Below are 25,106 nucleotides of genomic sequence, written 5' to 3'. Positions count from 1 at the left end.
GATATCCGCACGCCGGATTAGGTGTGGGTCGGGGCCGGCGGAGCACCCGGTGCCGGGCTCGCATTCGGAGCGCCAGGCGTCGAGCCACCCTGCACGTTCGACGTCCACATCAGAATGTCTTGCATTCCGTCGTTGTAGACGACGCCGTTCGGCGGCGCACCGGTCACGTCGAAGTACAGCGTTCCGGTCGACTCGTTACCCTGCGGGATCGGCGCCGGGTTGAGTCCGTTCGGGACTCCAACCTTGTCGATCACCCGGTAGTTCTGCCCATTCGGCCCGCGGGCGATGAAGTCGTTGACCATCGGCGTCACGAGCCCGCCGTCCGACCGAGCGGTGACGTCCGCCTGGTACAGCGTTCCCTTAGGGGTGTAGCCGGGAATCGCGGCGTTGCTCTGCTGCAGGTTGCTCACCGTGTAGTTGGTGATCAGCGGCCCGTTCACGAGTTGTTCGCTGGTGCCGAAACCCTGAATGTTGGGCGGCGCGGCGGAAGCCGGCGTCGCGGCGAAAATGCTTGCCACCGCTATACCCCCGGCAGCGGCAGCTGTCTTAACGGTCGTCTTGGTGACCTTCATTGCTCATCCTTTCGTGTCGAACAATCGCCCCCCAGAAGGGCAATACGCACACAAGCGGCGAAATAGCCATTACGCCTCCGCTTCAAACATTTGCACGCCCGTTTAAGGGCAATTTCGGTCGCTCAACTGCCGAAACGCGGTTATTTTGCTGCGCAGCGTCTTTCGCATCAGTTCTTAACACCTGTACCGATTTTCACGTCGCATGACTGACGCAACGTCAACCCCGGCGTCGAAACGAGCGATTAGCCCGTCACATTCGCGCGACCGGAGGACGCGTTTCTCAGCGGCCGCGAACCTTGCGGTTGTGCCTCATGATCGCGTCGACCAACTCCGCCTTGCTCATCGTCGACCGGCCCTGGACGTCGAGTCGGCGGGCCAGGTCGAGCAAGTGCTTTTTGCTCGCGTTGGCGTCCACACCCTCCGCGGTCGGGCCGGAGGCTCGTGGACCACCGCTCTTGGCGCGCTCGTCCGACGGGCCCTTCTCTTCTTTGGGTTCCCAATGGTCGCCGACCTTTTCGAAGCTGTGCTTGAGGGCGGAGTACGCCACCCGGTGGGCGCGCTCCTCGCTGCCGTATTCATCGGCGGCCGCATCGTGGGTTTTCGCGAACGTGCGTTGCGCTTTGGCGCTGGAGCGCTGCAAGGTGCTCGGCAATTCATCCTTCTTCGGCTTGCCGCCTTTCATCGTCTTCGGCATCGAAACCTCCTGATACGCCCGCGCGGTGCGAGTGACGTTTCACCGCTGGTCGGTTACCCCGTTGACGGGCCGGCAATCACGACTTGCGCTCGGAACTTCGCGTCGAGACGACAAAAATATGTCAATATCATTGACATGGTTCAGGCCGAAGACGCCCCGCTTGGTTACCTGCTCTATCGGGTGGCAAGCCTGCTACGCCCGGAGGTTTCCGCCGTGTTGGGCCCGCTCGGCCTGACTCTGCCCGAATTCGTCTGCCTGCGTATGCTTTCCATGTCTCCGGGGATGTCGAGCGCGGAACTGTCCCGGCAGGCGGGCGTCACACCGCAGGCCATGAACATGGTGCTGCGCAAGCTGGAAGACATTGGCGCCGTGGCACGTCCGGCATCGGTGTCCAGCGGCCGGGCGCTACCTGCCACGCTGACGGGTCAGGGCCGCGCCCTGCTCAAGCGGGCGGAAGGCGCGGTCCGGACCGCCGATGCCCGCATCCTGGCCAGGCTGACCGAGACTCAGCAGCGCGAGTTCAAACGGATGCTCGACAAGCTCGGTTCCGAGTGACCGCGGCGATCGCGAGCGCGGCGAAGCGGGTCGCCGCCTTGACCTCAAATCACGAGGTATGGATCCGGGCCCACGGCCGGGCCTCCTCGAGTTCGTAGGCCAGCTCGAGCAGCAGCGCCTCCTGGCCGAGGTCGGCCGAGAGCATCATGCCCACCGGCATGCCTTCGGCGGACTGCGCCAACGGAAGCGAGATCGCGGGCTCGCCGGTGACGTTCTGCAGCGGGGTGAACGAGACCCAGTCGATCAGCCGATCCAGCACCTGCTGATAGTCCGTGGGAGCGAGATAGCCGATGCGTGGCGTCTCGTCGGCCACGGTCGGTGTGAGCACCGCGTCGTAGGTGCCGAAGAGCCGCGCGGTGCGCCTGCGGATCCGGCGCAGCCGCATGATCGCCAACGGAAGCCGGTGGAAGTTGCGGGCCGTGTGTCGTTCCAGGCCGAGCGTGAGGCTGTCCAGCCGGGTGCGGTCGAACGTCTTGCCGAACATGTGCCGCCCGCTGCGCACCTGGGCCAGCGCGAGGAATCCCCAGTACAGGACGAAATCGTCGACGAAGCTGGCCGGTACCGGGGGCTCGTCGACGTGTTCGACCCGGTGACCCAATTCCTCTAGCAGCCCGGCCGATTTCAGCGTGAGTTCCCGCACCTGGGGACTGCACTCCCGCAGGACCGAGCGGGTCACCACCGCGATCCGCAACCGCTGCCTGCCGGGCCCGGTGACGTCGCCGACCGGCGCCAGCCGGTGGTTGCGCCAGATCCGCTCGGCCTCCCGGTAGAACGCCGCGGTGTCACGCACCGAACGGGTGAGCACGCCGTTGGCGACGATGCCCACCGGCATCCGGCGCAGGGTCGGGTCCAGGGGCAACCGCCCGCGCGATGGCTTGAGCCCGACAAGCCCGTTGCAGGCGGCCGGGATGCGGATGGAGCCGCCGCCGTCGTTGGCATGCGCGATCGGCACCACGCCGGCCGCGACGAAGGCCCCCGAGCCCGACGACGAGGCGCCCGCGGTGTAGTCGGTGTTCCACGGGTTGCGGACCGGCCCCAGCCGTGGGTGTTCGGCGGACGCGCTGAACCCGAATTCCGAGAGCTGCGTCTTGCCGATCGACGTCAGGCCGGTGGCCAGGAACACCCGCGCAAAATCGCTGTCGGCCAAGGCATCCCACGGCGCCCAGGCGTCGCTGCCATGCATGGTGGGCTGGCCGGCGACGTCGACGTTGTCCTTGACGAACGTCGGGACGCCGTCGAAGAAGCCGCTCGCCACCGCGCCGGTTCGCGCCTGCTGGAAGGCCGCGTACGCCAAGCCGTTGAGGACCGGATCGACGGCCTCGGTGCGGGCGATGGCGGCCTCGACCACCTCCGCCCTGCTGACCCAGCCGGCTTGTATCGCGTGGGCGAGGCCAACCGCGTCCAGATCACCGAGGGCGTCGTTGCCGAACGCGTGCACGTGTCGCATGGATCGACGCTAACCCGCCCCGCGCGGGGCTTAGGCCTGGCCCACTTCGAAGCGCACGAACCGCGTCACCGTCACGCCGGCCTCGTCGAGCAGGGCCTTGACCGTCTTCTTGCTGTCGGACACCGACGGCTGCTCCAGCAGCACCGCGTCCTTGAAGAAACCGTTCAGCCGGCCTTCGACGATCTTGGGCAGCGCCTGCTCCGGCTTGCCCTCCGATTTGGCCGTCTCCTCGGCGATGCGGCGCTCGCTGGCCACGACGTCTTCGGGAACGTCCTCGCGGGACAGGTAGCGGGCCTTCAGCGCGGCGATCTGCAGCGCGACGGAGTGCGCCGCGTCGACATCGGAGCCGGTGTACTCCACCAGCACACCCACAGCCGGCGGCAGGTCAGCCGCACGCTTGTGCAGGTAGGCCTCGGCGGTGCCGTCGAAGAACGCGACACGGCGCAGCTCGAGCTTCTCGCCGATCTTGGCCGACAGGTCGGCGATGGCCTGCTCGACCGTCGTATCACCGACCGAAGCAGCCTTAAGCGCGTCAACGTCCGCGGCCCTGGACTCGGCCGCAGCCGCGACGATGTCGTCGGCGAGCTTCTGGAACTCGGCGTTCTTGGCGACGAAGTCCGTCTCGGAGTTCAGCTCGATCAGCGCGCCGCCCTTGGCCGCGACCAGACCTTCGGCCGTGGCGCGCTCGGCGCGCTTGCCGACGTCCTTGGCGCCCTTGATGCGCAGCGCCTCGACCGCCTTGTCGAAGTCGCCGTCACTCTCGGCCAGCGCGTTCTTGCAGTCGAGCATGCCGGCGCCGGTGAGCTCCCGAAGCTTCTTGACGTCGGCGGCGGTGAAGTTGGCCATCTCAGCCTTCCGTGGGGGTCGATTCGGGTGCGCCCGCGTCGGTGGGGGCGCTTGCAGCAGCGGAGGCCAGCAGTTCCTGCTCCCATTCGGGCAGCGGCTCGGCGGCCTCCGCCTCGGGCTTGCCATCGCCGCGGCCGACTCCGGCGCGGGCCTGCAGGCCTTCGGCGACCGCGGAGGCGATCACCTTGGTCAGCAGCGCGGCCGAGCGGATCGCGTCGTCGTTGCCGGGGATCGGGTAGTCGACCTCGTCGGGGTCGCAGTTGGTGTCCAGGATCGCGATGACCGGGATACCGAGCTTGCGGGCCTCGCCGACGGCGATGTGCTCCTTGTTGGTGTCGACGACCCAGATCGCCGACGGCACCTTGGCCATGTCCCGGATACCGCCGAGGCTGCGCTCCAGCTTGTTCTTCTCGCGGGTCAGCATCAGGATTTCCTTCTTGGTGCGACCCTCGAAGCCACCGGTCTGCTCCATGGCCTCGAGTTCCTTGAGGCGCTGCAGGCGCTTGTGCACGGTGGAGAAGTTGGTGAGCATGCCGCCCAGCCAGCGCTGGTTCACGTACGGCATCCCGACCCGGAGGGCTTCGGCCGCGACAGACTCCTGCGCCTGCTTCTTGGTGCCTACGAACATGACGCTGCCACCGTGGGCGACGGTTTCTTTGACGAACTCGTACGCCTTGTCGATATAGGTCAGCGTCTGCTGCAGGTCGATGATGTAGATGCCGTTGCGGTCGGTGAAGATGAACCGCTTCATCTTGGGATTCCAGCGACGGGTCTGATGCCCGAAGTGGGTGCCGCTGTCCAGCAGCTGCTTCATGGTTACGACGGCCATGCTTGCGCCTTACTTGTGTCGGTTGTCGCCCGGCATCGGGTGAAGCCGGGCCCTGGCGCCTGCTGCGATGCCGGACCTCGCCAGGAAAACCCTGGCGGGGACCGCCCGGCATGCGGTGCGAACTCCTAGTGGAACTCAGAGACGCGAGCAGACGCGCGAAGTCAGCCCGCGAACGAGCTGCGACCAGGAGTTTACACCGACTCAGCTGGTGGTTTTGCACAGCACCGGCCCGTCCTGAGTGGTGCCGGCGCCCGCGGGGCAATGAACTGAGCCGATGCGACGAGTTTGGTGGCTGATGCTGTGCCTGACGGCGCTCAGTGCGGCGCCGGCGGTTGCCGACGACGCTCGCCTGGACTGGCCGCTGCGCCCGCCGCCGGCCGTCGCCCGGGGATTCGACGCCCCCTCACCGGACTGGAAGCCCGGGCATCGGGGGGTGGACCTGCCCGGCGCTCCAGGTCAGCCGGTGTACGCCGCGGGCACCGCCACCGTGGTGTTCGCCGGGGAGCTGGCGGGACGGCCGGTGGTGTCGCTGGCCCATCCCGGCGGGCTGCGCACCAGCTACGAGCCGGTCCGGGCCGCAGTGCGGGTCGGTCAGCCGGTGACGGCCCAGACGGTGATCGGCGAGCTGGTGCCCGGGCATGCCGGCTGCCGGGCCGCGGCGTGCCTGCACTGGGGCGCGATGTGGGGTCCGGCGTCCGGCGCCGACTATGTCGACCCGTTGGGCCTGGTGAAGTCGACTCCGATCCGGCTCAAACCGCTACACGGGTGAGGCCCGGCGCTCGGGTGTGCGCCCAGGGCGGTTCCCCACGGCGGGTCGTCGCCCAGGCCGCCCACTCAACGCCGTGAGTGCACACTCACGCCCGCGGGTGAGCCTGATCGTGCACCGCCCGCAACCGCGAGACGGCGACATGGGTGTAGATCTGGGTGGTCGCCAGACTGGAATGGCCGAGCAGCTCCTGCACGACCCGCAGGTCGGCTCCGCCTTCGAGCAGATGCGTGGCCGCGCTGTGCCGCAGCCCGTGCGGGCCCATGTCGGGCGCGCCGTCCACCGCGGCGACCGTCTGGTGCACGACGGTGCGGGCCTGGCGCACGTCGAGCCGCCGGCCCCGCGCACCCAGCAGCAGGGCCGGGCCCGAATCGGCGGTCACCAGAGCGGGCCGCCCCTCGTCCAGCCAGGCGCGCAGCGCCTCGGCGGCCGGCATCCCGAACGGCACGGTGCGCTGCTTGTTGCCCTTGCCGAGCACGCGAACCAGCCGGTGGTGGGTGTCCACGTCGTCGATGTCCAGGCCGCACAGCTCGCTTACCCGGATTCCGGTGGCGTACAACATCTCGACGATCAGCCGGTCCCGCAAGGCCATCGGATCCCCTTGTTGGGCACCGGATTTCGCAGCGGCCATCGCGTCGAGCGCCTGGTCTTGGCGCAGCACCGCCGGCAGCGTGCGGTGCGCCTTCGGCACCTGCAGCCGGGTCGCCGGGTCCCCGGCCAGCAGGCCGCGCCGCACGGCCCACGCGGTGAACGCCTTGACCGCCGAGGTGCGACGGGCCAGCGTCGTGCGCGCCGCGCCGGCACCGGCGGCCGCGGCCAGCCACGACCGCAGCACCGGCAGGCTCAACGCGTCCAGGCCCCGGCCGTCAAGAAAGGCGAACAGCGAGCGCAGGTCGCCCAGATACGCCCGGCGAGTGTGCGCCGACCGGCCGCATTGCAGCTCCAGGTACTCGTCGAACTCGTCGAGGATGGCCTCCACGCCTTTACGTTCGCAGGCGCCGGAGGTTCGGCTCAGCTGACGCGCCGAAGTGTGTCCGGGGTGAGATCTTTGAGCTGGGGATATCCGTCGACGGCCATGATGAGGTCGGCCTCGGCGAGCAGCATCCGCAGCACGTGCACGATGCCGTCGACGCCGCCGAGGGCCAGGCCGTACGCGTACGGGCGCCCGATGCCCACCGCGGTGGCGCCCAGCGAGAGCGCCTTGATGATGTCGGCGCCGCTGCGGATCCCGGAGTCGAACAGCACCGGAAGGCCGTCGGCCGCCTCGACCACGCCCGGCAGGCAATCGAGCGCGGGCAGGCCGCCGTTGGCCTGCCGGCCGCCGTGGTTGGAGCAGTAGATGCCGTCGACGCCGCCGTCCTTGGCGCGCCGGGCGTCGTCGGGATGGCAGATGCCTTTGACGAGCAGCGGCAGGTCGGTGAGCGACCGCAGCCACGGTAGGTCATCCCACGTCAGGGCAGACCCGAAGACCTGCACCCAGCGCAGCACCGCATCCTGCGGGTACTCCTCGGGCGGACGTTGCAGTCCGGCGCGGAAGACCGGGTCGCTGGTGTAGTTGGCCAGGCAGTGCCCGCGCAGCTGCGGGAAGTTGGACGTGCTCAGGTCGCGGGGGCGCCAGCCCGTCACCCACGTGTCGAGGGTGACAACGATGCCCTTGAAGCCGGCCGCTTCGGCGCGCTGCACCAGGCTGGCGGCCAGCTCGCGGTCGTTGGGTGTGTACAGCTGGAAGAACCCCGGGGTGTCGCCTAAGGCGGCGGCGACGTCTTCCATCGGGTCGACGGTCAGTGTGGAGGCGACCATCGGGACGCCGGTGCGGGCGGCGGCCCGCGCGGTGGCCAGGTCGCCATGGCCGTCTTGGGCGCAGATGCCGATGACGCCGATGGGTGCCATGAACACCGGCGTCGGCAGGGTCATCCCGAACAGCTCGACGGACAGGTCGCGTTCGGCGGCGCCGACGAACATGCGTGGGATGAGGCCCCACCGCTCGAAGGCCTCGCAGTTGGCACGCTGGGTGCGTTCGTCGCCGGCTCCGCCCGCCACGTAGGACCACACCGAGGGGGGCAGCGCGGTGGCGGCCTTGGCCTCCAGCTCCGCGAAGGCCATCGGTAGCGGTGGCACCACCCCGCCCAGGCCGCGCAGGTAGATCTCGTTCTGGTAGTCCCCGAAATGCGCCATGGAGTAGAGGATGCCAGCCGGCGGTCAGACCGACGAGCCCGCTACGAGGCCCCAGCTTCCGCCTCGGCCAGTTCCTTTTTCCATTGCCGGAACGTCTCTTCGGTGCGGCCGCGCCGCCAGTAGCCCGAGATGGACGACGCCCACTTCGCGTCCACACCGCGCTCTTTGCGGATGTAGGGACGCAGGTTGTGCATCACGCTTTGCGCCTCGCCGTGAATGAAGACGTGCACCTGCCCAGGCAGCCACGGCGTGGTGGTGACCGCCTCGATGAGCGGGGCGTGATCACCGGCCCGGTCCTCGGGGACCAGGTCGGCTCGGCCACCGCGATAGACCCAGTGCACCTCGACGCCGTCCGGCGCGGTCAACGGAATCTCGTCTTCCTGGCCCGCCACCTCGATGAATGCCTTGCCTACGGCGTTGGGGGGCAACGCTTCCAGCGCCGCGGCGATGGCCGGGAGCGCCGATTCGTCGCCGGCCAGCAGATGCCAATCGGCGGCCGGGTCGGGTGTGTAGGCACCGCCGGGACCCATCAAAAAGATCCGCTGGCCGGGCTGGGCCGCCGCGGCCCATTGGCCCGCGATCCCGTGCTCGCCGTGCACGACGATGTTCAGCGTGATTTCGCGGGCCGCCACGTCGACGTGCCGGACCGTCATGGTCCGGACCGTCGGGCGCTTCTCGGGGGGCAACTCGGCGAAGCTGTCCAGGGTCAACGGCTGCGGCAAGGCCGCGACGTCGACGTCATCCGCGACGAACACCAACTTGACGTAGGAGTCGGTGAATTTGCTGGGCACGAACGCGTCGAAATCCTTGCTCCCCAGCACCACCCCGACCATGTGCGGCGTGAGCTCCTTGGTATCGACAACCTCGAAGCGTTGCAGAGGTCGACCCGCCACTTGTCCTCCTGTCCCCACCGACCCCCGTCGACTATACGAGCCGCGGTGTTGATGCAGCTTGGCCGCTGGCGGCACGGACGAGTCGCCACTTGCCCTCCTGGCGCTGCACCAAGCCGGCCAGCTCGAGGATCGCCAGCGGTCCCAACACCCGTTCGGGCACCAGCCCCGACGCGACCGCGAGCTGCTCGACGGTGGCGGTGCCGCGGCCCGGCAGCGCCTCGTACACCCGTCGCTCGGCGTCGCTCAGCCCGTCGAGCGCCGTTGCCGGATGCGGTTCGTCGGCTGCGAGCTCGCCGATGCGGCCGATGAGCTCGACGATGTGGTCGGCCCGGGTCACCAGCTCGGCGCCGTTGCGCAGCAGCGCGTGGCACCCGGCCGACGCCGACGACGTCACGGGCCCGGGAACCGCGGCCACCACCCGCCCCAGCGCCCGCGCCCACGCGGCGGTGTTCGCCGCGCCGCTGCGCAGGCCCGCTTCCACCACCACCGCGGCGCCCGCGACGGCGGCCACCAGGCGATTGCGGGTCAGGAATCGGTGGCGGGCTGGCCGGACACCGGGCGGGTATTCGGTGACGAGTAACCCGTGTTGGCCGATGCGATGTAGCAACGCTGTGTGGCCGCTCGGATAGGGAATGTCGAGCCCGCCAGCGAGAACGGCCACGGTGATCCCGTCAGCGTTCAGCACCGCTCGGTGTGCCGCGCCGTCGATGCCGTAGGCGCCACCGGAGACGACGGCCACCTCCCGTTGCACCAGCCCGACCGCCAAGTCCTCGGCCACCTGCTCGCCGTATGCCGTCGCGGCCCGAGTTCCCACTACGGCGGCCGCGCGATGCACCACCTCGTCGAGTTGGGCCGGGCCCTGCGCCCACAACACCATCGGCGCCCCACCACGGCCTTTCGCGGAGGCGTTCCCGAACGCGGCGAACGCCAGCAGCGGCCACTCGTCATCGTCGGGAGTGATCAACCGTCCTCCGCGAGCGGCGAGCAGCTCGAGATCAGCCGCCGCGCAGTCGATTCCGCGCCTCGCCTCGGTCTGCCGCGCGAGGTCGTCGTCGACCAGTCCGCGGCGGACCCGGTCGGCCGCCTCGACCGGGCCCACACGTCGCACCAGCGCGGCGAGCTCGGCGCACGGCGGCTCGGCCACCCGGGACAGGTACGCCCAGGCGCGCAGCACGGGATCGTCGACGGCGGTCAGCATTGCCCCGGTCCGGGTTCCAAGAATTCGCCAAGGATCCGTTTAGCCCCACACGCGAATGTGATGTCGTCGACCCCCATTCGCCGTCGCGCAGGCGGCAAGGAACGGAGCGAACGATGATCATCTGCCAGCCGGCCCAGCTCGCCGCGCCCGCCCGCCCGGTAAACCCTTGGGCGATCGCGGCGTTCGCCCTGAGCCTGGTCAGCTGGTGCGGTTTGCCCATTCCGATCCTGAGCGGCGCCCTCGCGTCCGTCGCGTTGCGTGACATGGAACAGCGCGGCGAAGGAGGCCGCGCGATGGCGCAGTTCGCCAGGGCGTTCGCCATCTTGGTGACCGCGGCGATTGTGGTCAGGGGCGGGCACAACGACTGGCTGACCAAGGCCTACTGGTGACCCAAGGCCGGCGCTCATCGCTGCGCCCCCGGCTGCCGGAAGCTGAGCGCGGCCGCGACCTCCTCGGGTCCGGGCGACACGCCGCCGGCCAAGTCCGTCAGGCTCCACGCGACCCTCAGGGTGCGGTCCAGGCCGCGGATGCTGAGCAGCCCCCGGTCCAGCGCTTTTTGCAGCGGGGTCATCGCGGCGTTGCCGGGACGGAACTTTCGGCGCAACAGCGCCCCGCTGACTTCGGCGTTGGTGCGGAATCCGTGCGGTAGCCACCGCTGGGCTGCGGCCGCCCGGGCCTGCGCCACCCGCTGCCGAACCTGTGCCGTCGACTCGGCGTCGGCGCCCGCGAACGCGCCCGCGCGCACCGCATGCATCTGCACCCGCAGGTCCACCCGGTCGAGCAGCGGCCCGGACAGCTTGCCCAAGTAGCGGCGCTTGGCCGCCGCCGCACAGATGCAGTCCTGCGGATCGGCGGGCGCGCACGGACACAGGTTGGCGGCCAACACCAGTTGGAACCGGGCCGGGTAACAGGCCACCCCATCGCGACGGGCGAGACGAATCTCCCCGTCCTCCAACGGAGTTCGCAAGGCCTCCAGCGCACTGACGCTGATCTCGGCGCATTCGTCGAGGAAGAGCACCCCACGGTGTGCGCGGCTGACCGCGCCGGGGCGCGCCATGCCCGAACCGCCGCCGACGAGCGCCGCCACACTGGAGCTGTGATGCGGCGCGATGAACGGCGGCGTGGTGATCAGCGGCGTGTCCCCCGACAGCAGCCCTGCCACGGAATGGATCGCGGTGACCTCGAGTGACTCGCTCTCCGACAGCGGCGGCAATAGGCCCGGAAGTCGTTGCGCAAGCATGGTTTTGCCGACCCCCGGTGGGCCGGTGAGCATGAGGTGGTGCGACCCGGCGGCGGCCACCTCCACCGCGAAACGCGCCTGCGTCTGCCCGACCACATCGGCCAGATCCACCGAGGGCTCCGGCGCGGTGGGCGTCGTGGTGATCCTGTTGTGCAAGGCCGCGGACCCGCTGAGCCACTTCTGCAACTGCCCCAGGGTGCGCACGCCCCAGACGTCGATACCGTCGACCAGGCTGGCCTCGGCCAGGTTGTCCACCGGGACGATGGCGGCCGGCCAGCCGTCGCGCTTGGCGGCCAGCACCGCCGGCAGCACCCCGCGCACCGGGCGGACCCGGCCGTCCAGCGACAGCTCGCCCAGCAGCACCGTCTTCTCCAGGCGGTCCCACGGGTTCTTTCGTTGCGCCGACAGGACGGCCGCGGCCAACGCGATGTCGTAGACGGAGCCCATTTTGGGCAGCGTCGCCGGGGAGAGCGCGAGCGTGAGCCGCGCCATCGGCCAGCTGTTGCCGCAATTGGCGACCGCCGCCCTGACGCGGTCGCGGGACTCCTGCAGGGCGGCGTCGGGCAGACCGACCAGATGCACGCCCGGCAGTCCGGAGGTGATGTCGGCTTCGATTTCCACGATTTGTCCGTCCACCCCGCGCACGGCGACCGAGAACGCGCGACCCAGCGCCATCAGCCGATCCCTTGCAGATGGGTGATTTCGGGGGTGCGCCGGCGCCCGATCCGCACCCGGATCACGTCGATGCGAAGCGCGGCCCAGCGGTGGTCCTGGCCGGCCAGCCACAGCCCGGCCAGTCGGCGCAGCCGGCGAACCTTGCGCTCGGTGACGGCGTACGCCAGCCCGCCGTAGCCGTCGCCGGTACGGGTTTTCACCTCGACGAATACCACCGTGCGGGTGGCCTCGTCGCAGGCGATGACGTCGAGTTCGCCGTAGCGGCAGCGCCAGTTGCGGTGCAGGATCCGCAATCCCATCCTGGTCAGGTGGCCCACGGCGAGCGCCTCGCCCGTCGCCCCGAGTTGGACCCGAGTCATAGTCGGTTCGGTCGTCATGGGAGCCAATGTGCGGGGTTGCCCCGACAAGACAGCCCACAGCGGCATGTGCGACCTGTCCGTGACGACCGGTTATCCCCAGTGCCGCCTTCATTCACAACCGGCCGAAAACGACTAGCTGATTCGATCCGCCCTGGTGTAGATGTTCATCGAGTCTTCCCGCAGGAATGCCACCAGGGTGATCCCCGACTCCTCGGCCAACGACACCGCCAGCGACGATGGCGCGGACACGGCGGCCAGCACCGGGATCCCGGCCAGCACCGCTTTCTGCGTCAACTCGAAAGAGGCCCGCCCACTGACCAGCAGCACCGAGCCAATCAGGGGCACCCGCCGATTTTCCAGCGCCCAGCCGATGACCTTGTCGACCGCGTTGTGCCTGCCCACGTCCTCCCGCACCGCCAACATCGTGCCGTCGACACCGAACAGCGCCGCGGCATGCAGCCCGCCGGTGCTGTCGAAAACCTTTTGCGCGGAACGAAGTTGGGTGGGCATCGCCTTGAGCTTGGCCGCTGCGACGGTGGCGGGATCCGCGCCCGGCGCGAAGCGGCCGATCAGCCTCACCGCGTCCAGCGACGCCTTGCCGCAGACCCCGCACGACGAGGTGGTGTAGAAGTTGCGGGTCACGTCCAGGGTGGGCACCGTGACGCCGGCCGCCAACGTCACGTCGAGGACGTTATAGGTGTTCGTGCCCTCGACGGCACCGCCGCAATAGCGGATGGTCAGCACGTCGTCGCGGCCGGCGATGATCCCCTCGGTGAGCAGAAAGCCTTGCGCCAGTTCGAAATCCGCGCCCGGCGTGCGCATGGTCACGGTGACCGCGGCGCCGTTCACCCGGATCTCCAGCGGTTCCTCGACGACCAGCGTCTCCGGCCGGGTGATCGCTTTCCCGGCGGTGAGATGCTTCACCCGCCGGCGTGCAGTTACGTGCCGCACTAGGCGATTTCACCGTCAGTCGGGATCGCGGCGGAACGCTGGGACCTCACGGAGCCAAACTACCTTGGTTGCGCGGGACGTCACACCGCCGAAGCCAGCGCCGTCAGAGTGTCCGCCGAGGAGTGCACCGGCCGCCAGCCGAGCTGCGTGCGCGCTTTCGTGGTGTCCATGACCATCGACGTGCGCGCGGTGTGCAGCCATTCCAGCATCGACGGGATGAGCGGCACCCGCGAAAGCGCCGCCGACGCCGCCGCGGCCGCCACGGCGGGCACCCGCACCGGACGGCCACCCAGGGCCCTGGCCACGTCGGCCACCGTCACAACGCCGTCACCTGCGATGTTGTACGCCCCCGGCGGCGCCGGGGTGGTGGCCGCCAGTGCGATCGCGCTCGCGACGTCGTCGTGGTGCACCAGCTGCAACGGGAAACCCGGATCCGGGACGACCGGCTTCAATATCGGCACCGCCTTGACCAGGGCCCGCATCGGGCCGGGCAGTTGGTTCCACGGCATCGCGTCGGCCAGGGCGGTGGCATTGGGCCCGGCGACGATGCACGGCCGCAACACGAATACCTCGAGCGGCGAGTCCTTCGTGATCTCGTCGAGCAGCGCCTCACACGCCGCCTTCTGCGCCGAGTAATAGTGCTCCTCGGAACCCCGTGCCGGGACGTCCTCGGTCAGCGGGTCGGGGTTGTCGCCGTGGTAGCCGTAGGCGGCCACCGACGAGGTGTACACCAGGCGCCGCGACCGCTCGCTGGCGACCGTCGCCTCGAACACGTTGCGCGTGCCCTGCAGGTTGATGCGGGCGCTCTCTTCCCGCGAACCCATGATGATGAACGCCAGGTGGATCACCACGTCGGCCTGTGCCACCAGGGCGTCGACGGCCTCACGGTCCATGATGTCGCCCTGCTGATAAGTGGTCTTCAGCCAGCCGCGCGAAGACGGATCGAACGGCCGGCGCGCCATCCCGACGATGGCGTCCACCGCGGGTTCGCGCTCCAGCGCCGTCACCGCGGACATACCGATCTCGCCGGTTGGCCCGGTCACCGCGACGGTGATTCCCACTCCAAGGCTCTTTCCCGCTCAAGGCCCGCCGAAACCACGCGTGGGAAACGTCACCACGCGCCTCTGCCGCCGGTGTCGCAATTCGTAAGCGCCGCGCGGGCGGGTACCCGTATTGTCAGCGGGTGATTTTCGCTGGCCCGGGGCTGGAGCCGTGGCGCGTGGATTTCGTCGCAATCGCACCGAACAGCGTGTGAGGGCCGCGCCCAGGACCGATAATCTACGGCGATCGATCGCGGGGTCAGACTGCGACTGCGCAGGGAATGAGGCACAACATGGGGGACGAATCAACGGCCGCGGACCGGCCGACGCCCGGCGGGGAGAAGGCTGACCCCGGGACGGTTTTCGCCGCGCTGGCCGAGATCATCTACCAGGGCTCCGACGCCGGGCAGATGTATGCGGCCATCTGCGTCGCCGCCACCCTGGTCGTCCGCGGATGCGACCACGCCAGCCTGTTGGTGCGTGAAGGCGACCGCTACGTCACCGTGGGCGCGAGTGACCGGCTGGCGCGGCAGATCGACGAGCTGGAACGGCGTTCCGGCGACGGCCCCTGCATCGACGCGATCGAGGAGGAAACCCCACAGATCGACCCGGACCTGACGACGCCGTCGCTGTGGCCGCAGCTGGCGAAGGTCCTGGTGGCGGAAACACCGGTGCGCGGGGCGATGGGCTTTCGGCTGCTGGTGGACAAACGCAAAGGCGCCGCACTCAACCTGTTCAGCGACACCCCCAACGTGTTCGACGCCGAGTCGGCCGGGCGCGCGGCGGTGCTGGCCGCGTTCGCCAGCGTGGCCATCAATGCGGTCGCCAAGGGCGAGGACGCCACCAGCCTTCGACGGGGACTGCTGAGCAATCGCGAGATCGGCAAGGCAGTCGGCATGTTGATGCTGCTCCACGACATGACCGAGGAACAAGCGTTCGACCTGCTGCGGCGCCATTCCCAGGCGCTGAACATCAAGCTCGCCGATGTGGCCCGGGTGGTGATCGAGAAACGCGGTGAACTGCCGGCTCCGGAAGAAAAGCAGGCTCTGGAGGGCGGCTAGCTTCGGCTATTCAGGCAGCCGCAGCTCCGGCTTTTCCACCTCTTCGATGTTGACGTCCTTGAACGTCACGACCCGCACCTGCTTGACGAACCGCGCCGGCCGGTACATGTCCCATACCCAGGCGTCGGACAGCCGCAGCTCGAAGTACACCTCACCCTCAGCGTTGCGTGGCACCATCTCCACGCTATTGGCCAGGTAGAAGCGCCGCTCGGTTTCCACCACGAAGCTGAACTGACCGACGATGTCCTTGTATTCGCGGTACAGCGAGAGCTCCATCTCGGTTTCGTACTTTTCGAGATCCTCGGCACTCATCTGTTCAGACGTCCTTCTCGGAGAAACACTTCCCCGGCGTTCCACCCGGGGAATCCTTACCCCATCTTTCCTCACCGATATCCGCCGCGCGCGGGCGGAGTGTCCGGTCTGCGTCCGGTCTGCATTCGGCCACCACCCGGCCACCCAGCCCCCCTGACCCTATGGCCACGCGCCGGACATTGATGAACGAATGGCGGTGTTCGGGGCAGGGACCCAGCTGCGTCAGCGCCGTGCTGTGCGCCGGTGTGCTGTAACCCTTGTGCTCGGCGAAACCGTAACCCGGGTGGTCGGCGTCCATAGCGACCATCAGCCGGTCCCGGCTGACCTTCGCCAGCACGCTGGCCGCGGCGATGCATGCCGCCACCGCGTCGCCGCCGATGACCGGGAGCGACGGCACCGGCAGCCCGGGCACCCGGAATCCGTCGCTGAGCACATAACCGGGCCGCAGCGACAGGCCCGCCACAGCGCGGCGCATGCCTTCGATGTTGGCGACGTGCACACCGCGCCGGTCGACCTCGGCCGGCGGGATGAACACCACGTGGTAGGCCAGCGCGTAACGACGGATCAGCGGGAACAACTTCTCCCGGGCACTCTCGGTGAGCTTCTTCGAATCATCAAGCGCGGCAAGGCTTTCCAGACGCCCGGGCCCAAGCACACAGGCGGCCACCACCAGCGGGCCGGCGCAGGCGCCGCGGCCGACTTCGTCCACGCCGGCGACCGGGCCCAAACCGCTGCGGTACAGCGCTGACTCCAGGGTGCGCAACCCCGACGATTTGCGGATCACCGTCCGCGGCGGCCACGTCTGGGTCATTTCCAAGCCATGGCTACTGACGCTGCTGCGGGTTCACCGACGACACGCCACCCCATCGCCCCGGCGGCCACACGATGAACCTCGCCTTGCCGATCACGTTGGACACCGGCACGGTCCCCGACGCCGGATCGCCCGTGCACAACACGCCCTTGAGCGCCTCGGCCGGGACGCTGGTGCAGTGGGCACGGGAATCCGCCGAGTGCGTCCGGTTGTCGCCCATCACCCATAGCCGCCCCTGCGGAACGGTGACCGGCCCGAACTCGCTGCCCAGGCACGGGTACACCGACGGGTCGGCCATCATGGTGGCCGGATCCAGGTAGGGCTCCTTGAGCGGCTTGCCGTTGACCGTCAACCCGGTGTCCGCCCGGCACTGCACCGTCTGCCCGCCGACCGCGATGACCCGCTTGACCAAGTCGTTCTCGTCGGGGGGCACGAAGCCGATGAAGGACAGCGCGTCCTGTGCCCAGTGCAGCACCGTGTTGTTGGACCGGATCGACTTGTACCCGAGGTTCCAGTTGGGCGGTCCCTTGAACACGATGACGTCACCGGGGCGCGGAGAGTCGAAGCGATAGCTGACCTTGTCGACCATGATCCGGTCGCCGACGCAACCGGCGCACCCGTGCAGCGTCGGCTCCATCGATTCCGACGGGATCAGGTAGGGCCGCGCCACGAACGTCAACATGACGTAATAGAGCGCCACCGCGATCACCGCCAGCAGCGCGAATTCCCGCAATGTGGATCGCTTGGTGCGCTCCGGTGCGTCCGCGTCGGACGCATCCCCCGGTTCGGGGACCGGTTCGGCGGCCTTCGGCGACTCGCCTTCAGGCGTGTCCGGGATGCGGGTGGAGACCTTCGGCTCTGACTGGGCGGACTGGGGCTCAGGTGAGTCCGTGGGATCGGTCACGAGATCAGAGTAGCCAGCGCAGATTGTGGCGAGGTAAACCGACCGGGGCTGCCGCCCGGCCGTCCCGGCTCAGCGCTTTTCCTTGATCTTGGCCTTCTTGCCGCGGAGCTCACGCAGGTAGTACAGCTTGGCGCGGCGGACATCGCCACGGGTCACCACCTCGATGTGGTCGATGTTCGGCGAATGCACCGGAAAGGTCCGCTCGACGCCGACGCCGTAGCTCTCCTTGCGCACGGTGAAGGTCTCGCGGATGCCGCCGCCCTGCCGACGGATCACCACGCCCTTGAACACCTGGATACGCTCCTTGGCGCCCTCGATGACCTTGACGTGCACGTTGATGGTGTCGCCCGGGCCGAAAACCGGGATGTCGTCGCGCAGCGACGCTTGGTCGACGAAGTCCAGGCGGTTCATCTGAGAAGGCACTTCCTTGCGGTCGCGGCCTGGGGCAACAGCCCTCACCTAGGTTGTGAGGCGGTCGCCAAGCCGATGGTTTGGGGCAACTTGCGCGTATCTCGCAGCAGGCGAGAAGCGGCCCGGCCGGCCGGCAACCGCTGGAGACAACTGGTCAATTGTGCCAGATGGGACGCGTGCCACGAAAATCACAGCTTCCGATGCGGTTCGCAGCGAGCCGAAAACGCTGGTGAATGGTACATATGACTGGGGCCAGAACGCGCTACCGGGTCTTGGGTGACGGCCGGAGCAGGTGGCGCGACGCGGCCCGGGCCTGTGCACTTGGGTGCCTCGGAGCCACGTCGGAGGAGAGGAATGCGCGTTCGGCCGCTGATTTTGTTCACCGCCACAGCGGCGGTGGCGTTGGTGGTGGCCGCCGGGTGCGAGGCGAAGGTCCAGGCCAAGGTATACAACCTGCCGGTTTACATCACGCCCGACCGCGGTCTGCGCCAGCCGCCCCCACGGGTGGCCGAGCTGATGCTCGAGGCGGTCAAGCCGCCGCTGCCGGAACCGCAACTGGCGAGCGCGGGGTCCGTCGGCCTGCAGGCGCGGGTGCAGCAGGCAACCGACGAGGCCGCCGCCGGTGGAGCCACCCTGTCGGTGGCGATTCTCGATCGCAAAACCCACCAGCTGATCTCCACCGGCAATAGCCAGGTCATCGGCACCGCATCGGTGGCCAAGCTCTTCATCGCCGACGACCTGCTGCTGCACGAATCCGAGGGCAGGGCTGCGCTGAACGCCGGCGACCGCCAGGCGTTGGACATCATGTTGCAGTCCTCCGACGACGGCGCGGCCGAGAAGTTCTGGGCGCAGGGCGGTGAGAACGCCATCATCACCGCGGTCGCGGCCCGCTACGGGCTCACGTCGACCACCCCGCCCAGCGACGGACGCTGGTGGAACACCATGAGCTCGATGACCGACCTGGTCCGCTATTACGAGATGCTGCTCGACGGATCGGGAGGGCTGCCGGCCGACAAGGCGAAGGTCATCGTCGACGACCTGGCCCAGTCCACCCCAAACGGGCTCGACGGCTACCCGCAGCGGTTCGGCATCCCGGACGGTCTGTACGCCGAACCGGTGGCGGTCAAGCAGGGCTGGATGTGCTGCATCGGCAGTGACTGGATGCACCTGTCGACCGGCGTGATCGGGGCGGACCGTCGTTACATCATGGTGGTGCAGTCCCTGCAGCCCTCCGACGACGCCACCGCCCGCGAGACCATCACCCGGGCGGTCAAGACAATATTTCCCGAGGGGCGGATCGACCCGCTGCGGCGCGGGCTTTAGTCCAGCAGCTCCGGGCGGCGTTCGCGGGTGCGCTGCAGCGAAACCTCCCGGCGCCATGCGGCGACGCGCGCGTGGTCTCCGGACAACAAGACCTCGGGAACATCGAGCCCGCGCCAGCTCGGCGGCCGGGTGTAGCTGGGCCCCTCCAACAGCCGGTCCAGGGCCGGCGAGTGCGAATCCTCACGATGCGACGCCGGGTTGCCGAGCACTCCCTCGAGCAGGCGCACCACGGCTTCGATCATCACCACCGCCGCCGACTCCCCGCCGGGCAGGACGTAGTCGCCGATCGAGACTTCTTCGACCCGCATGCGTCGGGCGGCATCCTCGATGACCCGCTGATCGATGCCCTCGTACCGACCGCACGCGAACACCAGGTGCTCCTCGGCGCTCCAGCGCTGGGCATCGGCCTGCGTGAACAACCCACCGGCGGGCGTGGGGACAACCAAAACGGTTTGATCCGAACATATTTCGTCCAACGCTTCACCCCACACCGGCGCCTTCATCACCATCCCGGGGCCACCCCCGTAGGGCGCGTCGTCGACCGAGCGATGCACGTCGTGCGTCCACCTACGCAAATCGTGCACCTGCAGGTCGACCAGGCCCGACTGAATCGCCTTGCCCGGCAACGATTGCCGCAACGGGTCCAGGAAGGTCGGGAAGATGGTGACGACGTCGATTCTCATGCAAGATCCAGCAGGCCCTCGGGCGGATCGATCTCCACACTGCGGTCGTCGAGTGACACCGACGTGACGATCGCGCCGACGAACGGCACCAACACTTCCCCGCCGTCGCCTCGCCGCACCGCCAGCAACTCGCCGGCGGCGGTGTGCAGTACCTCGGCGACGACGCCGACATCCTGGCCCGCAACGGTCCGGACATACAGCCCTTCGAGCTGGTGGTCGTAGTACGTGTCCGGCTCGTCGAGGGGCGGCAAGTCATCGGAATCGACGACGAACACGGTGCCGCGCAGCGCGTCGGCGGAGTCACGGTCGGTCACCCCGGCCAATCGCAACAGCAGCCGTCCGCCGTGTTCGCGCGCGCTCTCGACGACGAAGTCGCGTTCCCCGCCGCCGCGGGATGCCTTGCCGTGCAGGGTATTGCCCGGCGCGAACCGGGCGCCGGGGTCGTCGGTGCGAATCTCGACGATGACCTCGCCGCCGATCCCGTGCGCTTTCGCGACGCGCCCGACGGTCAACTCCAACGGAGTTCCATGGGGCTACTGGTCGGTGTCCACCACGTCGACACGGATTCCGCGGCCACCGATGCCGGCGACCAGCGTGCGCAGGGCGGTCGCGGTGCGTCCGCCGCGACCGATCACCTTGCCCAAGTCGTCGGGATGGACGTGGACCTCGACAGTTCGGCCGCGGCGGCTGGTCACCATGTCCACCCGGACATCGTCGGGGTTGTCGACAATCCCCCGGACCAGATGCTCCACCGCGTCAACGACGACCGTACTCATCGGCGCGGTCAGCTTTCGGTGCTCGGCGCGGCCTGCTCGCCGCCCTCGGCAGCCGGCTCCGCGGGCGCGGCCTCAGCGGCGGTCTCCGCAGGCGCCTCGGCGGCGGCCTCTGGCTCGGCAGCCTTCGCGGCCTTCTTGGCCGGGGCCTTCTTCTTCGGTTTCGCGGCCTCGGTGGTGGGACCGCCCTCGGCCTCGGCCAGCGCGGCGTTGAACAGGTCGAGCTTGCTGGGCTTGGGCGGGGCGAGCTTCAAGTGGCCCTCGGTGCCGGGCAGACCCTTGAACTTCTGCCAGTCACCGGTGATCTTCAGCAGCTTGAGGACGGGCTCGGTGGGCTGCGCACCCACCGACAGCCAGTATTGGGCGCGCTCGGAGTTGATCTCGATGAGGCTGGGGTCTTCCTTCGGGTGGTAGCGACCGATGACCTCGATGGAGCGACCGTCGCGCCGCGTCCGCGCGTCGGCGACGGCGATGCGGTACTGGGGATTGCGGATCTTGCCAAGCCGGGTGAGCTTGATCTTCACAGCCATGGTTAAGCGAATTCTCCTGTGTGTGTCACGCTGCAATTCAGCGATCGGGGCGGGATGCCCGGATCCGGTTTTGCCTCGCGTGTATGACCACGAAGCGATGCGTAATCGCTCGGCGGACAGCCGCCCATTGTGCCAGAACAGGCCGCCGCGCCAGAAATCCGTCGCCGAAAGTAGCGAAAGCGGCGAAAGCCCGACGCGGCCTACATGACCTTCTGGAAGACCTTGGACTCGGCCCGGCGGGTCATCCGCCAGCCCTCGGGCGTGCGGACGAACTCGTCGTCGTACCAGAGCCCGCAGAACAGCACCTGATCCTTGTCACCGCCAAGCACCATCGGGTTGAAGCAGATCACCCGCGACGAGGCCTTGTCCCCGTCTATCTGCACCGAGAAGTTGCCCAGCATGTGCGCGTACACCGGGAAGTTCGGCAGCACCTCCGACAGCCACTTCTTGACCTCCGGGTACTGGCCCTCGATGCCCCCGAGGGCGGTGTAGTCGATGTACGCATCGGCCGTGAACACCTTGTCGAGGTCGTCGAATCGGCGCTGGTCAATGGCGGTGGAGTAGTCCACCAGAAGCTGCTGGATCTCTAGGCGATCGGAAATTTCGGCCAGGCTCAACATGCATCGGACAGTACTGAAAATCGGCGCCGAACAGGCCCGGAAGTTAGACTTTCGGCCCATGCGCAAGGTCTTGGCCGCAGCCGCGGCCCTGCTCACGGTCGGTGCGTGCGGCGCCACCGTCCCCACTGCCTGGGCCGACAGCATGCAGCCGGTCGGCTCGGTACCGATCCCCGACGGCCCGGCTCAGACCTGGATCGTGGCCGATCTCGACAGCGGTCAGGTGCTGGCCGGCCGCGACCAGAATGTGGCCCACCCGCCGGCAAGCACCATCAAGGTGTTGTTGGCGTTGGTGGCCCTGGACCAGGTGAGCCTGGACTCCACGGTGGTCGCCGATGTCGCCGACACCCAGGTGGAGTGCAACTGTGTCGGCGTCAAACCGGGCCGCATCTACACCGCGCGCCAGCTCCTCGATGGCCTGCTGCTGGTCTCGGGTAACGACGCCGCCAACACGCTGGCGCACATGCTGGGCGGCCCCGACGCCACGGTCGCCAAGATGAACGCAAGGGCCGCGTCGCTGGGCGCGACGAGCACCCACGCCGCGACGCCGTCCGGCCTGGACGGGCCCGGCGGATCCGGGTCCTCGACGGCCCACGACCTGGCCGTCATCTTCCGCGCCGCGATGTCCAACCCGGTGTTCGCCCAGATCACCGCCGAGCCATCGGCGATGTTCCCCGGCGATAACGGCGATCACCCGATCACCAACCAGGATGAGCTGCTGCAGCGCTATCCCGGCGCGATCGGCGGGAAGACGGGGTTCACCGACGCCGCCCGCAAGACCTTCGTCGGCGCGGCGGCCCGGGGCGGCCGGCGGCTGGTCATCGCCATGATGTACGGCCTGGTGAAAACCGGCGGGCCGAGCTATTGGGACCAGGCGGCCACGTTGTTCGACTGGGGTTTCGCGCTCAACCCGCAGTCCGGCATCGGCTCGCTCTAGCTATTCCGATAGGCCCGCGTCCGGCGCCGCCGCGGACAGCAGCGTCATCAGCATCGGAATCCGTTGCTCGGCAATCTGCGGCTGCGGCAGCACCCCCTCCACCACCGCGGCCCCGTCGAACACGTTGGTCAGCAGCGCCACCAGAACCGGGAACGTTTCCTCGGGGAAGCTGTCGGCTCCGGGCAGCGCACGGGCGGCGTCGTGAATCTTCGTGGAGTACTGCCGCAGCTCGTGTTGCAGAGTGGCCCTGAGCTTTTCGTCGGTGCGGGCGGCGACCAGCAGTTCGTACAGCACGGCGTTGCTCGGGGCGGCGGTGACGTCGCGGAGTATCGCCAGGGCGGCTTGCAGCGCCGGCCGATCGGGCGGTATCTCGGCCACCCGCTTGGTGAACGTCTCGAGCTGACGACGCAGCACCTCGGAGGCCGTCGCCGCCATGAAATCGCCCATTGTCTCGAAGTGCCGGAACAGGGCGCCCACGGAAACCCCCGCGCGCTTGGTGATCACGGCGGCGGATGCCCGGGCGTATCCGACCTCGATGATGGTGTCGATGCAGGCGTCGAGAAGCCGCCCCACGGTCTCTTCCCGACGCTGCTGCTGGGTTCTGGCCACGTCAGGCTCCGATTTTCACGGCGCTCTGGCCCCGGTGCCGCTGACCCGCGCGCAGGTAGCGGCCGGATTTCACGGTCTGGCCGTAACCGTCGCGGAACTGGCCCGCACGGAAGACGACGGCGCCGCCCACACCCGTCGCGACCACGGCGTCGTCGTTGCGATTGACCATGCGCCGCAAGCCGCCATAGAAGGGCACCTCGTCCTCGTAGTAACCCTCGACCGCTTCGTTGAGGCCGGCGGGGTCGATCACCACGAAGTCCGCGCGGTCGCCCTGCCGCAGCGTGCCGGCATCGATGCCGAACCACTCCCCCAGTTCACCGGTCAGCCGATGCACCGCCTGCTCGGTGGACATGAACGGCGCACCTGCCCGGTAGGCGTCCCGGGCCCGCTTGAGCAGCTTCAGCGGGAAGTTGTAGAAGGCCATGTTGCGCAGGTGCGCACCGGCGTCCGAGAAGCCCATGTGCACGCTGCCTTCGTTGGCGAGCGCGTCGAGCAGCTTGGGGCGATGGTTGGCGACGATGGTCGTCCACCGGACGTTGCGTTCTCCGTTCTCGACGAGTACATCGAGGAACGCGTCGAGCGGGTGCAGCTTGCGCTCGTCGGCGATGGCGCCAAAGCTCTTGCCTATCAACGACTTGTCCGGGCATTCGACGATGACGGCGTCGTGGAAGTCGCGGTGCCACAACGACGGTCCGAGTTTGACGCGGTCGAACTCGCGCCGGAATTTCCGGCGGTACTCCTTGTCGGCCAGTAACTCGTTGCGCTCCAACTGGTCCCGCAGGTGCAGGGCGGCCGTTCCGGCGCCGAACTCCTCGAAGACCGGCAGGTCGATTCCGTCGGAGTACAACTCGAACGGCACCGGCAGGTGCTGGAATCGCACATCAGAGCCCAGGAGCTTGTTGAGCAGGCGAGTTCCCGGGCCGAAGACGTATACGGATAGCGGCATCGACTTGGCGTCGGCGGACACCAGCATGCTCATGCGAACGCCCTTGCCCCGGTTGAGTATTCGGCTACTGGCCAGGAAGAAGAGCATCCCGGTCGACGGCTTCGCCACGTTAGGGGCGCTCTGCAGCAGGCGGCCGCGCTTGCGCAGCACCCTGATCAGCCTGCGCCGCTCGCGCCAGGTTGCGAAGGTGGACGGCAGTGCCCGCGACCGGAAGCGCTCACCGTCGAGCTTGTCGATGGCCGCGTCCATCCCCGACATGCCGAGGACCCCGGCTTCGAGCGCCTCGTCGAGCAGGGCTGCCATCTGCTCGAGTTCGGCGGCGGTGGGCTGGACGGCGGCGTCGGTGGCTCGATCGAGCCCGAGCACCGCGGTCCGCAGATCCGAATGGCCAAGCAGCGAGCCGATATTCGGCCCGAGCGGCAGAGCGTCGATCGCCTTGATGTATTCCGCTGCGGTGGACCAGGTTTTGTTGGCGTTCAGGGCGCCGTACACGTATTCGCGCGGCACGGCCTCGACCCGGCTGAAGAGGTCGGCGGCGTCCTCGGAGCTGGCGTAGATCGTCGACAACGAGCAGTTCCCCAGCAACACGGTGGTGACACCGTGGCGCACGGACTCCCGCAGGCCCGGGTCCAGCAGCACCTCGGCGTCGTAGTGGGTGTGCACGTCGATGAAGCCGGGCACGATCCACTTGCCGGCCGCGTCGATCACCTCGGGGCAACCCGTCTCGTCCAGCGGCTCGTCCGACACTGTGGCCACCACGCAGTCGCGGATGCCCAGCGTGCGGGTCTTCGGTGCGTCGCCGGTGCCGTCGAACCACAGCCCGTCGCGAATGATCACGTCGTAAGCCACTTTTGCCTCCAGGTCGTCGTGGTGACACGGAACGTAACATAGATAGCGATCACTCGCAATCTTTTCTGGATTGCGGCGTGTCCACCGGGGGCACCCGCGC

General features: G+C 68.5%; 29 protein-coding genes and 1 pseudogene. 6 read left to right on the top strand and 24 right to left on the bottom strand.

What is annotated here, in order from left to right:
• Window positions 1-17: 17 nt before the first annotated feature.
• Window positions 18-572, bottom strand: coding sequence for an MPT63 family protein (locus AWC17_RS22805; protein WP_046187066.1), 555 nt, complete (start codon window positions 570-572; stop codon window positions 18-20).
• 280 nt (window positions 573-852) lie between these two features.
• On the bottom strand, window positions 853-1,266 hold the full coding sequence (locus AWC17_RS22800) for a ChaB family protein (protein WP_046187065.1): 414 nt from the start codon (window positions 1,264-1,266) through the stop codon (window positions 853-855).
• Between the two features lie 135 nt (window positions 1,267-1,401).
• Here AWC17_RS22800 and AWC17_RS22795 point away from each other — a divergent pair, with 135 nt between their 5' ends.
• Window positions 1,402-1,821: a MarR family winged helix-turn-helix transcriptional regulator gene (locus AWC17_RS22795; RefSeq protein WP_046187064.1), complete on the top strand. Its 420-nt coding sequence runs from the start codon at window positions 1,402-1,404 to the stop codon at window positions 1,819-1,821.
• 49 nt (window positions 1,822-1,870) lie between these two features.
• Here the strand turns inward: AWC17_RS22795 and AWC17_RS22790 are convergent, their stop codons facing one another.
• Genes AWC17_RS22790 through rpsB form a run of 3 tightly spaced genes read right to left on the bottom strand, consistent with a single transcriptional unit; the run spans window position 1,871 to window position 4,943 of the window.
• Entirely contained in the window at window positions 1,871-3,268 is a 1,398-nt protein-coding gene (locus AWC17_RS22790) for an amidase (RefSeq protein WP_047321722.1), read from the bottom strand.
• A gap of 30 nt (window positions 3,269-3,298) precedes the next feature.
• Window positions 3,299-4,114 carry a translation elongation factor Ts gene (tsf, locus tag AWC17_RS22785; RefSeq protein WP_046187327.1) on the bottom strand — a complete coding sequence of 272 codons (816 nt, stop codon included), beginning with the start codon at window positions 4,112-4,114 and terminating at the stop codon, window positions 3,299-3,301.
• Window position 4,115: 1 nt separating this feature from the next.
• Complete coding sequence (gene rpsB / locus AWC17_RS22780; RefSeq protein ID WP_047321720.1) at window positions 4,116-4,943, bottom strand: 30S ribosomal protein S2; 828 nt, start codon at window positions 4,941-4,943, stop codon at window positions 4,116-4,118.
• Window positions 4,944-5,235: 292 nt separating this feature from the next.
• Between rpsB and AWC17_RS22775 the strand changes: the two are divergent.
• A pseudogene (locus AWC17_RS22775) lies at window positions 5,236-5,703 on the top strand (M23 family metallopeptidase); the annotation flags it as partial.
• Between the two features lie 94 nt (window positions 5,704-5,797).
• Here the strand turns inward: AWC17_RS22775 and AWC17_RS22770 are convergent.
• Genes AWC17_RS22770 through dprA form a run of 4 tightly spaced genes read right to left on the bottom strand, consistent with a single transcriptional unit; the run spans window position 5,798 to window position 9,975 of the window.
• Complete coding sequence (locus AWC17_RS22770) at window positions 5,798-6,688, bottom strand: tyrosine recombinase XerC (RefSeq protein WP_085165115.1); 891 nt, start codon at window positions 6,686-6,688, stop codon at window positions 5,798-5,800.
• A gap of 32 nt (window positions 6,689-6,720) precedes the next feature.
• A complete protein-coding gene (locus AWC17_RS22765; RefSeq protein ID WP_046186945.1) occupies window positions 6,721-7,884 on the bottom strand; it encodes a lactate 2-monooxygenase in 1,164 nt (387 codons plus the stop codon).
• Between the two features lie 41 nt (window positions 7,885-7,925).
• Window positions 7,926-8,777 (bottom strand): siderophore-interacting protein, encoded by an 852-nt coding sequence (locus AWC17_RS22760; protein WP_046186946.1) that lies wholly within the window; start codon window positions 8,775-8,777, stop codon window positions 7,926-7,928.
• 31 nt (window positions 8,778-8,808) lie between these two features.
• Window positions 8,809-9,975, bottom strand: a complete 1,167-nt coding sequence (gene dprA / locus AWC17_RS22755) for a DNA-processing protein DprA (protein ID WP_047321716.1) — start codon at window positions 9,973-9,975, stop codon at window positions 8,809-8,811.
• A 113-nt stretch (window positions 9,976-10,088) separates the two neighbouring features.
• On the opposite strand from dprA, the gene AWC17_RS22750 reads away from it, so the two are divergent.
• Window positions 10,089-10,364 (top strand): DUF4190 domain-containing protein, encoded by a 276-nt coding sequence (locus tag AWC17_RS22750; RefSeq protein ID WP_046187287.1) that lies wholly within the window; start codon window positions 10,089-10,091, stop codon window positions 10,362-10,364.
• Window positions 10,365-10,378: 14 nt separating this feature from the next.
• Here the strand turns inward: AWC17_RS22750 and AWC17_RS22745 are convergent, their stop codons facing one another.
• The 4 genes from AWC17_RS22745 to AWC17_RS22730 all read right to left on the bottom strand — a co-directional run bounded on the left by AWC17_RS22745 (window position 10,379) and on the right by AWC17_RS22730 (window position 14,261).
• Window positions 10,379-11,890: a YifB family Mg chelatase-like AAA ATPase gene (locus AWC17_RS22745; RefSeq protein WP_085165114.1), complete on the bottom strand. Its 1,512-nt coding sequence runs from the start codon at window positions 11,888-11,890 to the stop codon at window positions 10,379-10,381.
• Window positions 11,890-12,267 (bottom strand): YraN family protein, encoded by a 378-nt coding sequence (locus AWC17_RS22740; protein WP_046187233.1) that lies wholly within the window; start codon window positions 12,265-12,267, stop codon window positions 11,890-11,892. Before AWC17_RS22740 ends, AWC17_RS22745 begins: the two co-directional genes overlap by 1 nt.
• 114 nt (window positions 12,268-12,381) lie before the next feature.
• Window positions 12,382-13,200, bottom strand: coding sequence for a formate dehydrogenase accessory sulfurtransferase FdhD (gene fdhD, locus AWC17_RS22735; protein ID WP_046187234.1), 819 nt, complete (start codon window positions 13,198-13,200; stop codon window positions 12,382-12,384).
• Between the two features lie 80 nt (window positions 13,201-13,280).
• The gene (locus AWC17_RS22730) at window positions 13,281-14,261 is read right to left on the bottom strand and encodes an SDR family oxidoreductase (protein ID WP_047321714.1); all 981 of its coding nucleotides are present in this window, start codon (window positions 14,259-14,261) and stop codon (window positions 13,281-13,283) included.
• Between the two features lie 272 nt (window positions 14,262-14,533).
• Here AWC17_RS22730 and AWC17_RS22725 point away from each other — a divergent pair, with 272 nt between their 5' ends.
• Window positions 14,534-15,301, top strand: a complete 768-nt coding sequence (locus AWC17_RS22725; protein WP_046184438.1) for a GAF and ANTAR domain-containing protein — start codon at window positions 14,534-14,536, stop codon at window positions 15,299-15,301.
• 6 nt (window positions 15,302-15,307) lie between these two features.
• Here AWC17_RS22725 and AWC17_RS22720 read toward each other — a convergent pair whose 3' ends face one another.
• From AWC17_RS22720 to rplS, 4 genes are all read right to left on the bottom strand, one after another.
• Window positions 15,308-15,613: a DUF2469 domain-containing protein gene (locus tag AWC17_RS22720; protein ID WP_085165113.1), complete on the bottom strand. Its 306-nt coding sequence runs from the start codon at window positions 15,611-15,613 to the stop codon at window positions 15,308-15,310.
• 4 nt (window positions 15,614-15,617) lie between these two features.
• Window positions 15,618-16,424, bottom strand: a complete 807-nt coding sequence (locus AWC17_RS22715; protein WP_231614122.1) for a ribonuclease HII — start codon at window positions 16,422-16,424, stop codon at window positions 15,618-15,620.
• Between the two features lie 13 nt (window positions 16,425-16,437).
• The gene (lepB, locus tag AWC17_RS22710; protein ID WP_047321713.1) at window positions 16,438-17,328 is read right to left on the bottom strand and encodes a signal peptidase I; all 891 of its coding nucleotides are present in this window, start codon (window positions 17,326-17,328) and stop codon (window positions 16,438-16,440) included.
• Between the two features lie 69 nt (window positions 17,329-17,397).
• The gene (rplS, locus tag AWC17_RS22705; protein WP_007775353.1) at window positions 17,398-17,739 is read right to left on the bottom strand and encodes a 50S ribosomal protein L19; all 342 of its coding nucleotides are present in this window, start codon (window positions 17,737-17,739) and stop codon (window positions 17,398-17,400) included.
• A 354-nt stretch (window positions 17,740-18,093) separates the two neighbouring features.
• On the opposite strand from rplS, the gene AWC17_RS22700 reads away from it, so the two are divergent.
• The gene (locus tag AWC17_RS22700; protein ID WP_047321712.1) at window positions 18,094-19,062 is read left to right on the top strand and encodes a serine hydrolase; all 969 of its coding nucleotides are present in this window, start codon (window positions 18,094-18,096) and stop codon (window positions 19,060-19,062) included.
• On the opposite strand, the gene trmD is transcribed toward AWC17_RS22700, so the two are convergent.
• The 5 genes from trmD to AWC17_RS22675 all read right to left on the bottom strand — a co-directional run bounded on the left by trmD (window position 19,059) and on the right by AWC17_RS22675 (window position 21,668).
• Window positions 19,059-19,745: a tRNA (guanosine(37)-N1)-methyltransferase TrmD gene (gene trmD, locus AWC17_RS22695; protein ID WP_046184428.1), complete on the bottom strand. Its 687-nt coding sequence runs from the start codon at window positions 19,743-19,745 to the stop codon at window positions 19,059-19,061. The two genes, AWC17_RS22700 and trmD, sit on opposite strands and share 4 nt — an antisense overlap.
• Window positions 19,742-20,263 carry a ribosome maturation factor RimM gene (gene rimM / locus AWC17_RS22690; protein WP_046184429.1) on the bottom strand — a complete coding sequence of 174 codons (522 nt, stop codon included), beginning with the start codon at window positions 20,261-20,263 and terminating at the stop codon, window positions 19,742-19,744. Before rimM ends, trmD begins: the two co-directional genes overlap by 4 nt.
• 15 nt (window positions 20,264-20,278) lie before the next feature.
• Window positions 20,279-20,521 (bottom strand): RNA-binding protein, encoded by a 243-nt coding sequence (locus AWC17_RS22685; RefSeq protein ID WP_003878715.1) that lies wholly within the window; start codon window positions 20,519-20,521, stop codon window positions 20,279-20,281.
• A gap of 8 nt (window positions 20,522-20,529) precedes the next feature.
• On the bottom strand, window positions 20,530-21,048 hold the full coding sequence (gene rpsP, locus AWC17_RS22680; protein WP_046184430.1) for a 30S ribosomal protein S16: 519 nt from the start codon (window positions 21,046-21,048) through the stop codon (window positions 20,530-20,532).
• A 200-nt stretch (window positions 21,049-21,248) separates the two neighbouring features.
• Window positions 21,249-21,668: a nuclear transport factor 2 family protein gene (locus AWC17_RS22675; RefSeq protein ID WP_046184431.1), complete on the bottom strand. Its 420-nt coding sequence runs from the start codon at window positions 21,666-21,668 to the stop codon at window positions 21,249-21,251.
• A 58-nt stretch (window positions 21,669-21,726) separates the two neighbouring features.
• Between AWC17_RS22675 and AWC17_RS22670 the strand changes: the two genes are divergently transcribed.
• Window positions 21,727-22,602, top strand: coding sequence for a D-alanyl-D-alanine carboxypeptidase family protein (locus AWC17_RS22670; protein WP_046184432.1), 876 nt, complete (start codon window positions 21,727-21,729; stop codon window positions 22,600-22,602).
• On the opposite strand, the gene AWC17_RS22665 is transcribed toward AWC17_RS22670, so the two are convergent.
• Complete coding sequence (locus AWC17_RS22665; protein ID WP_046184433.1) at window positions 22,603-23,211, bottom strand: TetR/AcrR family transcriptional regulator; 609 nt, start codon at window positions 23,209-23,211, stop codon at window positions 22,603-22,605.
• A gap of 1 nt (window position 23,212) precedes the next feature.
• Window positions 23,213-25,066: an N-acyl-D-amino-acid deacylase family protein gene (locus AWC17_RS22660; protein ID WP_141224727.1), complete on the bottom strand. Its 1,854-nt coding sequence runs from the start codon at window positions 25,064-25,066 to the stop codon at window positions 23,213-23,215.
• Window positions 25,067-25,106: the final 40 nt, after the last annotated feature.

The organism is Mycobacterium nebraskense (assembly GCF_002102255.1).
Taxonomy (GTDB): domain Bacteria; phylum Actinomycetota; class Actinomycetes; order Mycobacteriales; family Mycobacteriaceae; genus Mycobacterium; species Mycobacterium nebraskense.
This window is presented reverse-complemented; position numbering and strand designations above follow the sequence as displayed.

Excerpts from the sequence above, each read along its gene's own strand:
- AWC17_RS22790 (WP_047321722.1), bottom strand. The coding sequence starts at position 3,268 with ATGCGACACGTGCACGCGTTCGGCAACGACGCCCTCGGTGATCTGGAC.
- AWC17_RS22725 (WP_046184438.1), top strand. The coding sequence starts at position 14,534 with ATGGGGGACGAATCAACGGCCGCGGACCGGCCGACGCCCGGCGGGGAG.
- AWC17_RS22795 (WP_046187064.1), top strand. The coding sequence starts at position 1,402 with ATGGTTCAGGCCGAAGACGCCCCGCTTGGTTACCTGCTCTATCGGGTG.
- dprA (WP_047321716.1), bottom strand. The coding sequence starts at position 9,975 with ATGCTGACCGCCGTCGACGATCCCGTGCTGCGCGCCTGGGCGTACCTG.
- AWC17_RS22745 (WP_085165114.1), bottom strand. The coding sequence starts at position 11,890 with ATGGCGCTGGGTCGCGCGTTCTCGGTCGCCGTGCGCGGGGTGGACGGA.
- AWC17_RS22700 (WP_047321712.1), top strand. The coding sequence starts at position 18,094 with ATGCGCGTTCGGCCGCTGATTTTGTTCACCGCCACAGCGGCGGTGGCG.
- rplS (WP_007775353.1), bottom strand. The coding sequence starts at position 17,739 with ATGAACCGCCTGGACTTCGTCGACCAAGCGTCGCTGCGCGACGACATC.
- AWC17_RS22740 (WP_046187233.1), bottom strand. The coding sequence starts at position 12,267 with ATGACGACCGAACCGACTATGACTCGGGTCCAACTCGGGGCGACGGGC.
- trmD (WP_046184428.1), bottom strand. The coding sequence starts at position 19,745 with ATGAGAATCGACGTCGTCACCATCTTCCCGACCTTCCTGGACCCGTTG.
- rpsB (WP_047321720.1), bottom strand. The coding sequence starts at position 4,943 with ATGGCCGTCGTAACCATGAAGCAGCTGCTGGACAGCGGCACCCACTTC.
- AWC17_RS22685 (WP_003878715.1), bottom strand. The coding sequence starts at position 20,521 with ATGAGTACGGTCGTCGTTGACGCGGTGGAGCATCTGGTCCGGGGGATT.
- AWC17_RS22720 (WP_085165113.1), bottom strand. The coding sequence starts at position 15,613 with ATGAGTGCCGAGGATCTCGAAAAGTACGAAACCGAGATGGAGCTCTCG.
- AWC17_RS22715 (WP_231614122.1), bottom strand. The coding sequence starts at position 16,424 with ATGACCCAGACGTGGCCGCCGCGGACGGTGATCCGCAAATCGTCGGGG.
- AWC17_RS22670 (WP_046184432.1), top strand. The coding sequence starts at position 21,727 with ATGCGCAAGGTCTTGGCCGCAGCCGCGGCCCTGCTCACGGTCGGTGCG.
- AWC17_RS22805 (WP_046187066.1), bottom strand. The coding sequence starts at position 572 with ATGAAGGTCACCAAGACGACCGTTAAGACAGCTGCCGCTGCCGGGGGT.
- AWC17_RS22800 (WP_046187065.1), bottom strand. The coding sequence starts at position 1,266 with ATGCCGAAGACGATGAAAGGCGGCAAGCCGAAGAAGGATGAATTGCCG.
- AWC17_RS22765 (WP_046186945.1), bottom strand. The coding sequence starts at position 7,884 with ATGGCGCATTTCGGGGACTACCAGAACGAGATCTACCTGCGCGGCCTG.
- AWC17_RS22750 (WP_046187287.1), top strand. The coding sequence starts at position 10,089 with ATGATCATCTGCCAGCCGGCCCAGCTCGCCGCGCCCGCCCGCCCGGTA.
- AWC17_RS22675 (WP_046184431.1), bottom strand. The coding sequence starts at position 21,668 with ATGTTGAGCCTGGCCGAAATTTCCGATCGCCTAGAGATCCAGCAGCTT.
- tsf (WP_046187327.1), bottom strand. The coding sequence starts at position 4,114 with ATGGCCAACTTCACCGCCGCCGACGTCAAGAAGCTTCGGGAGCTCACC.
- rpsP (WP_046184430.1), bottom strand. The coding sequence starts at position 21,048 with ATGGCTGTGAAGATCAAGCTCACCCGGCTTGGCAAGATCCGCAATCCC.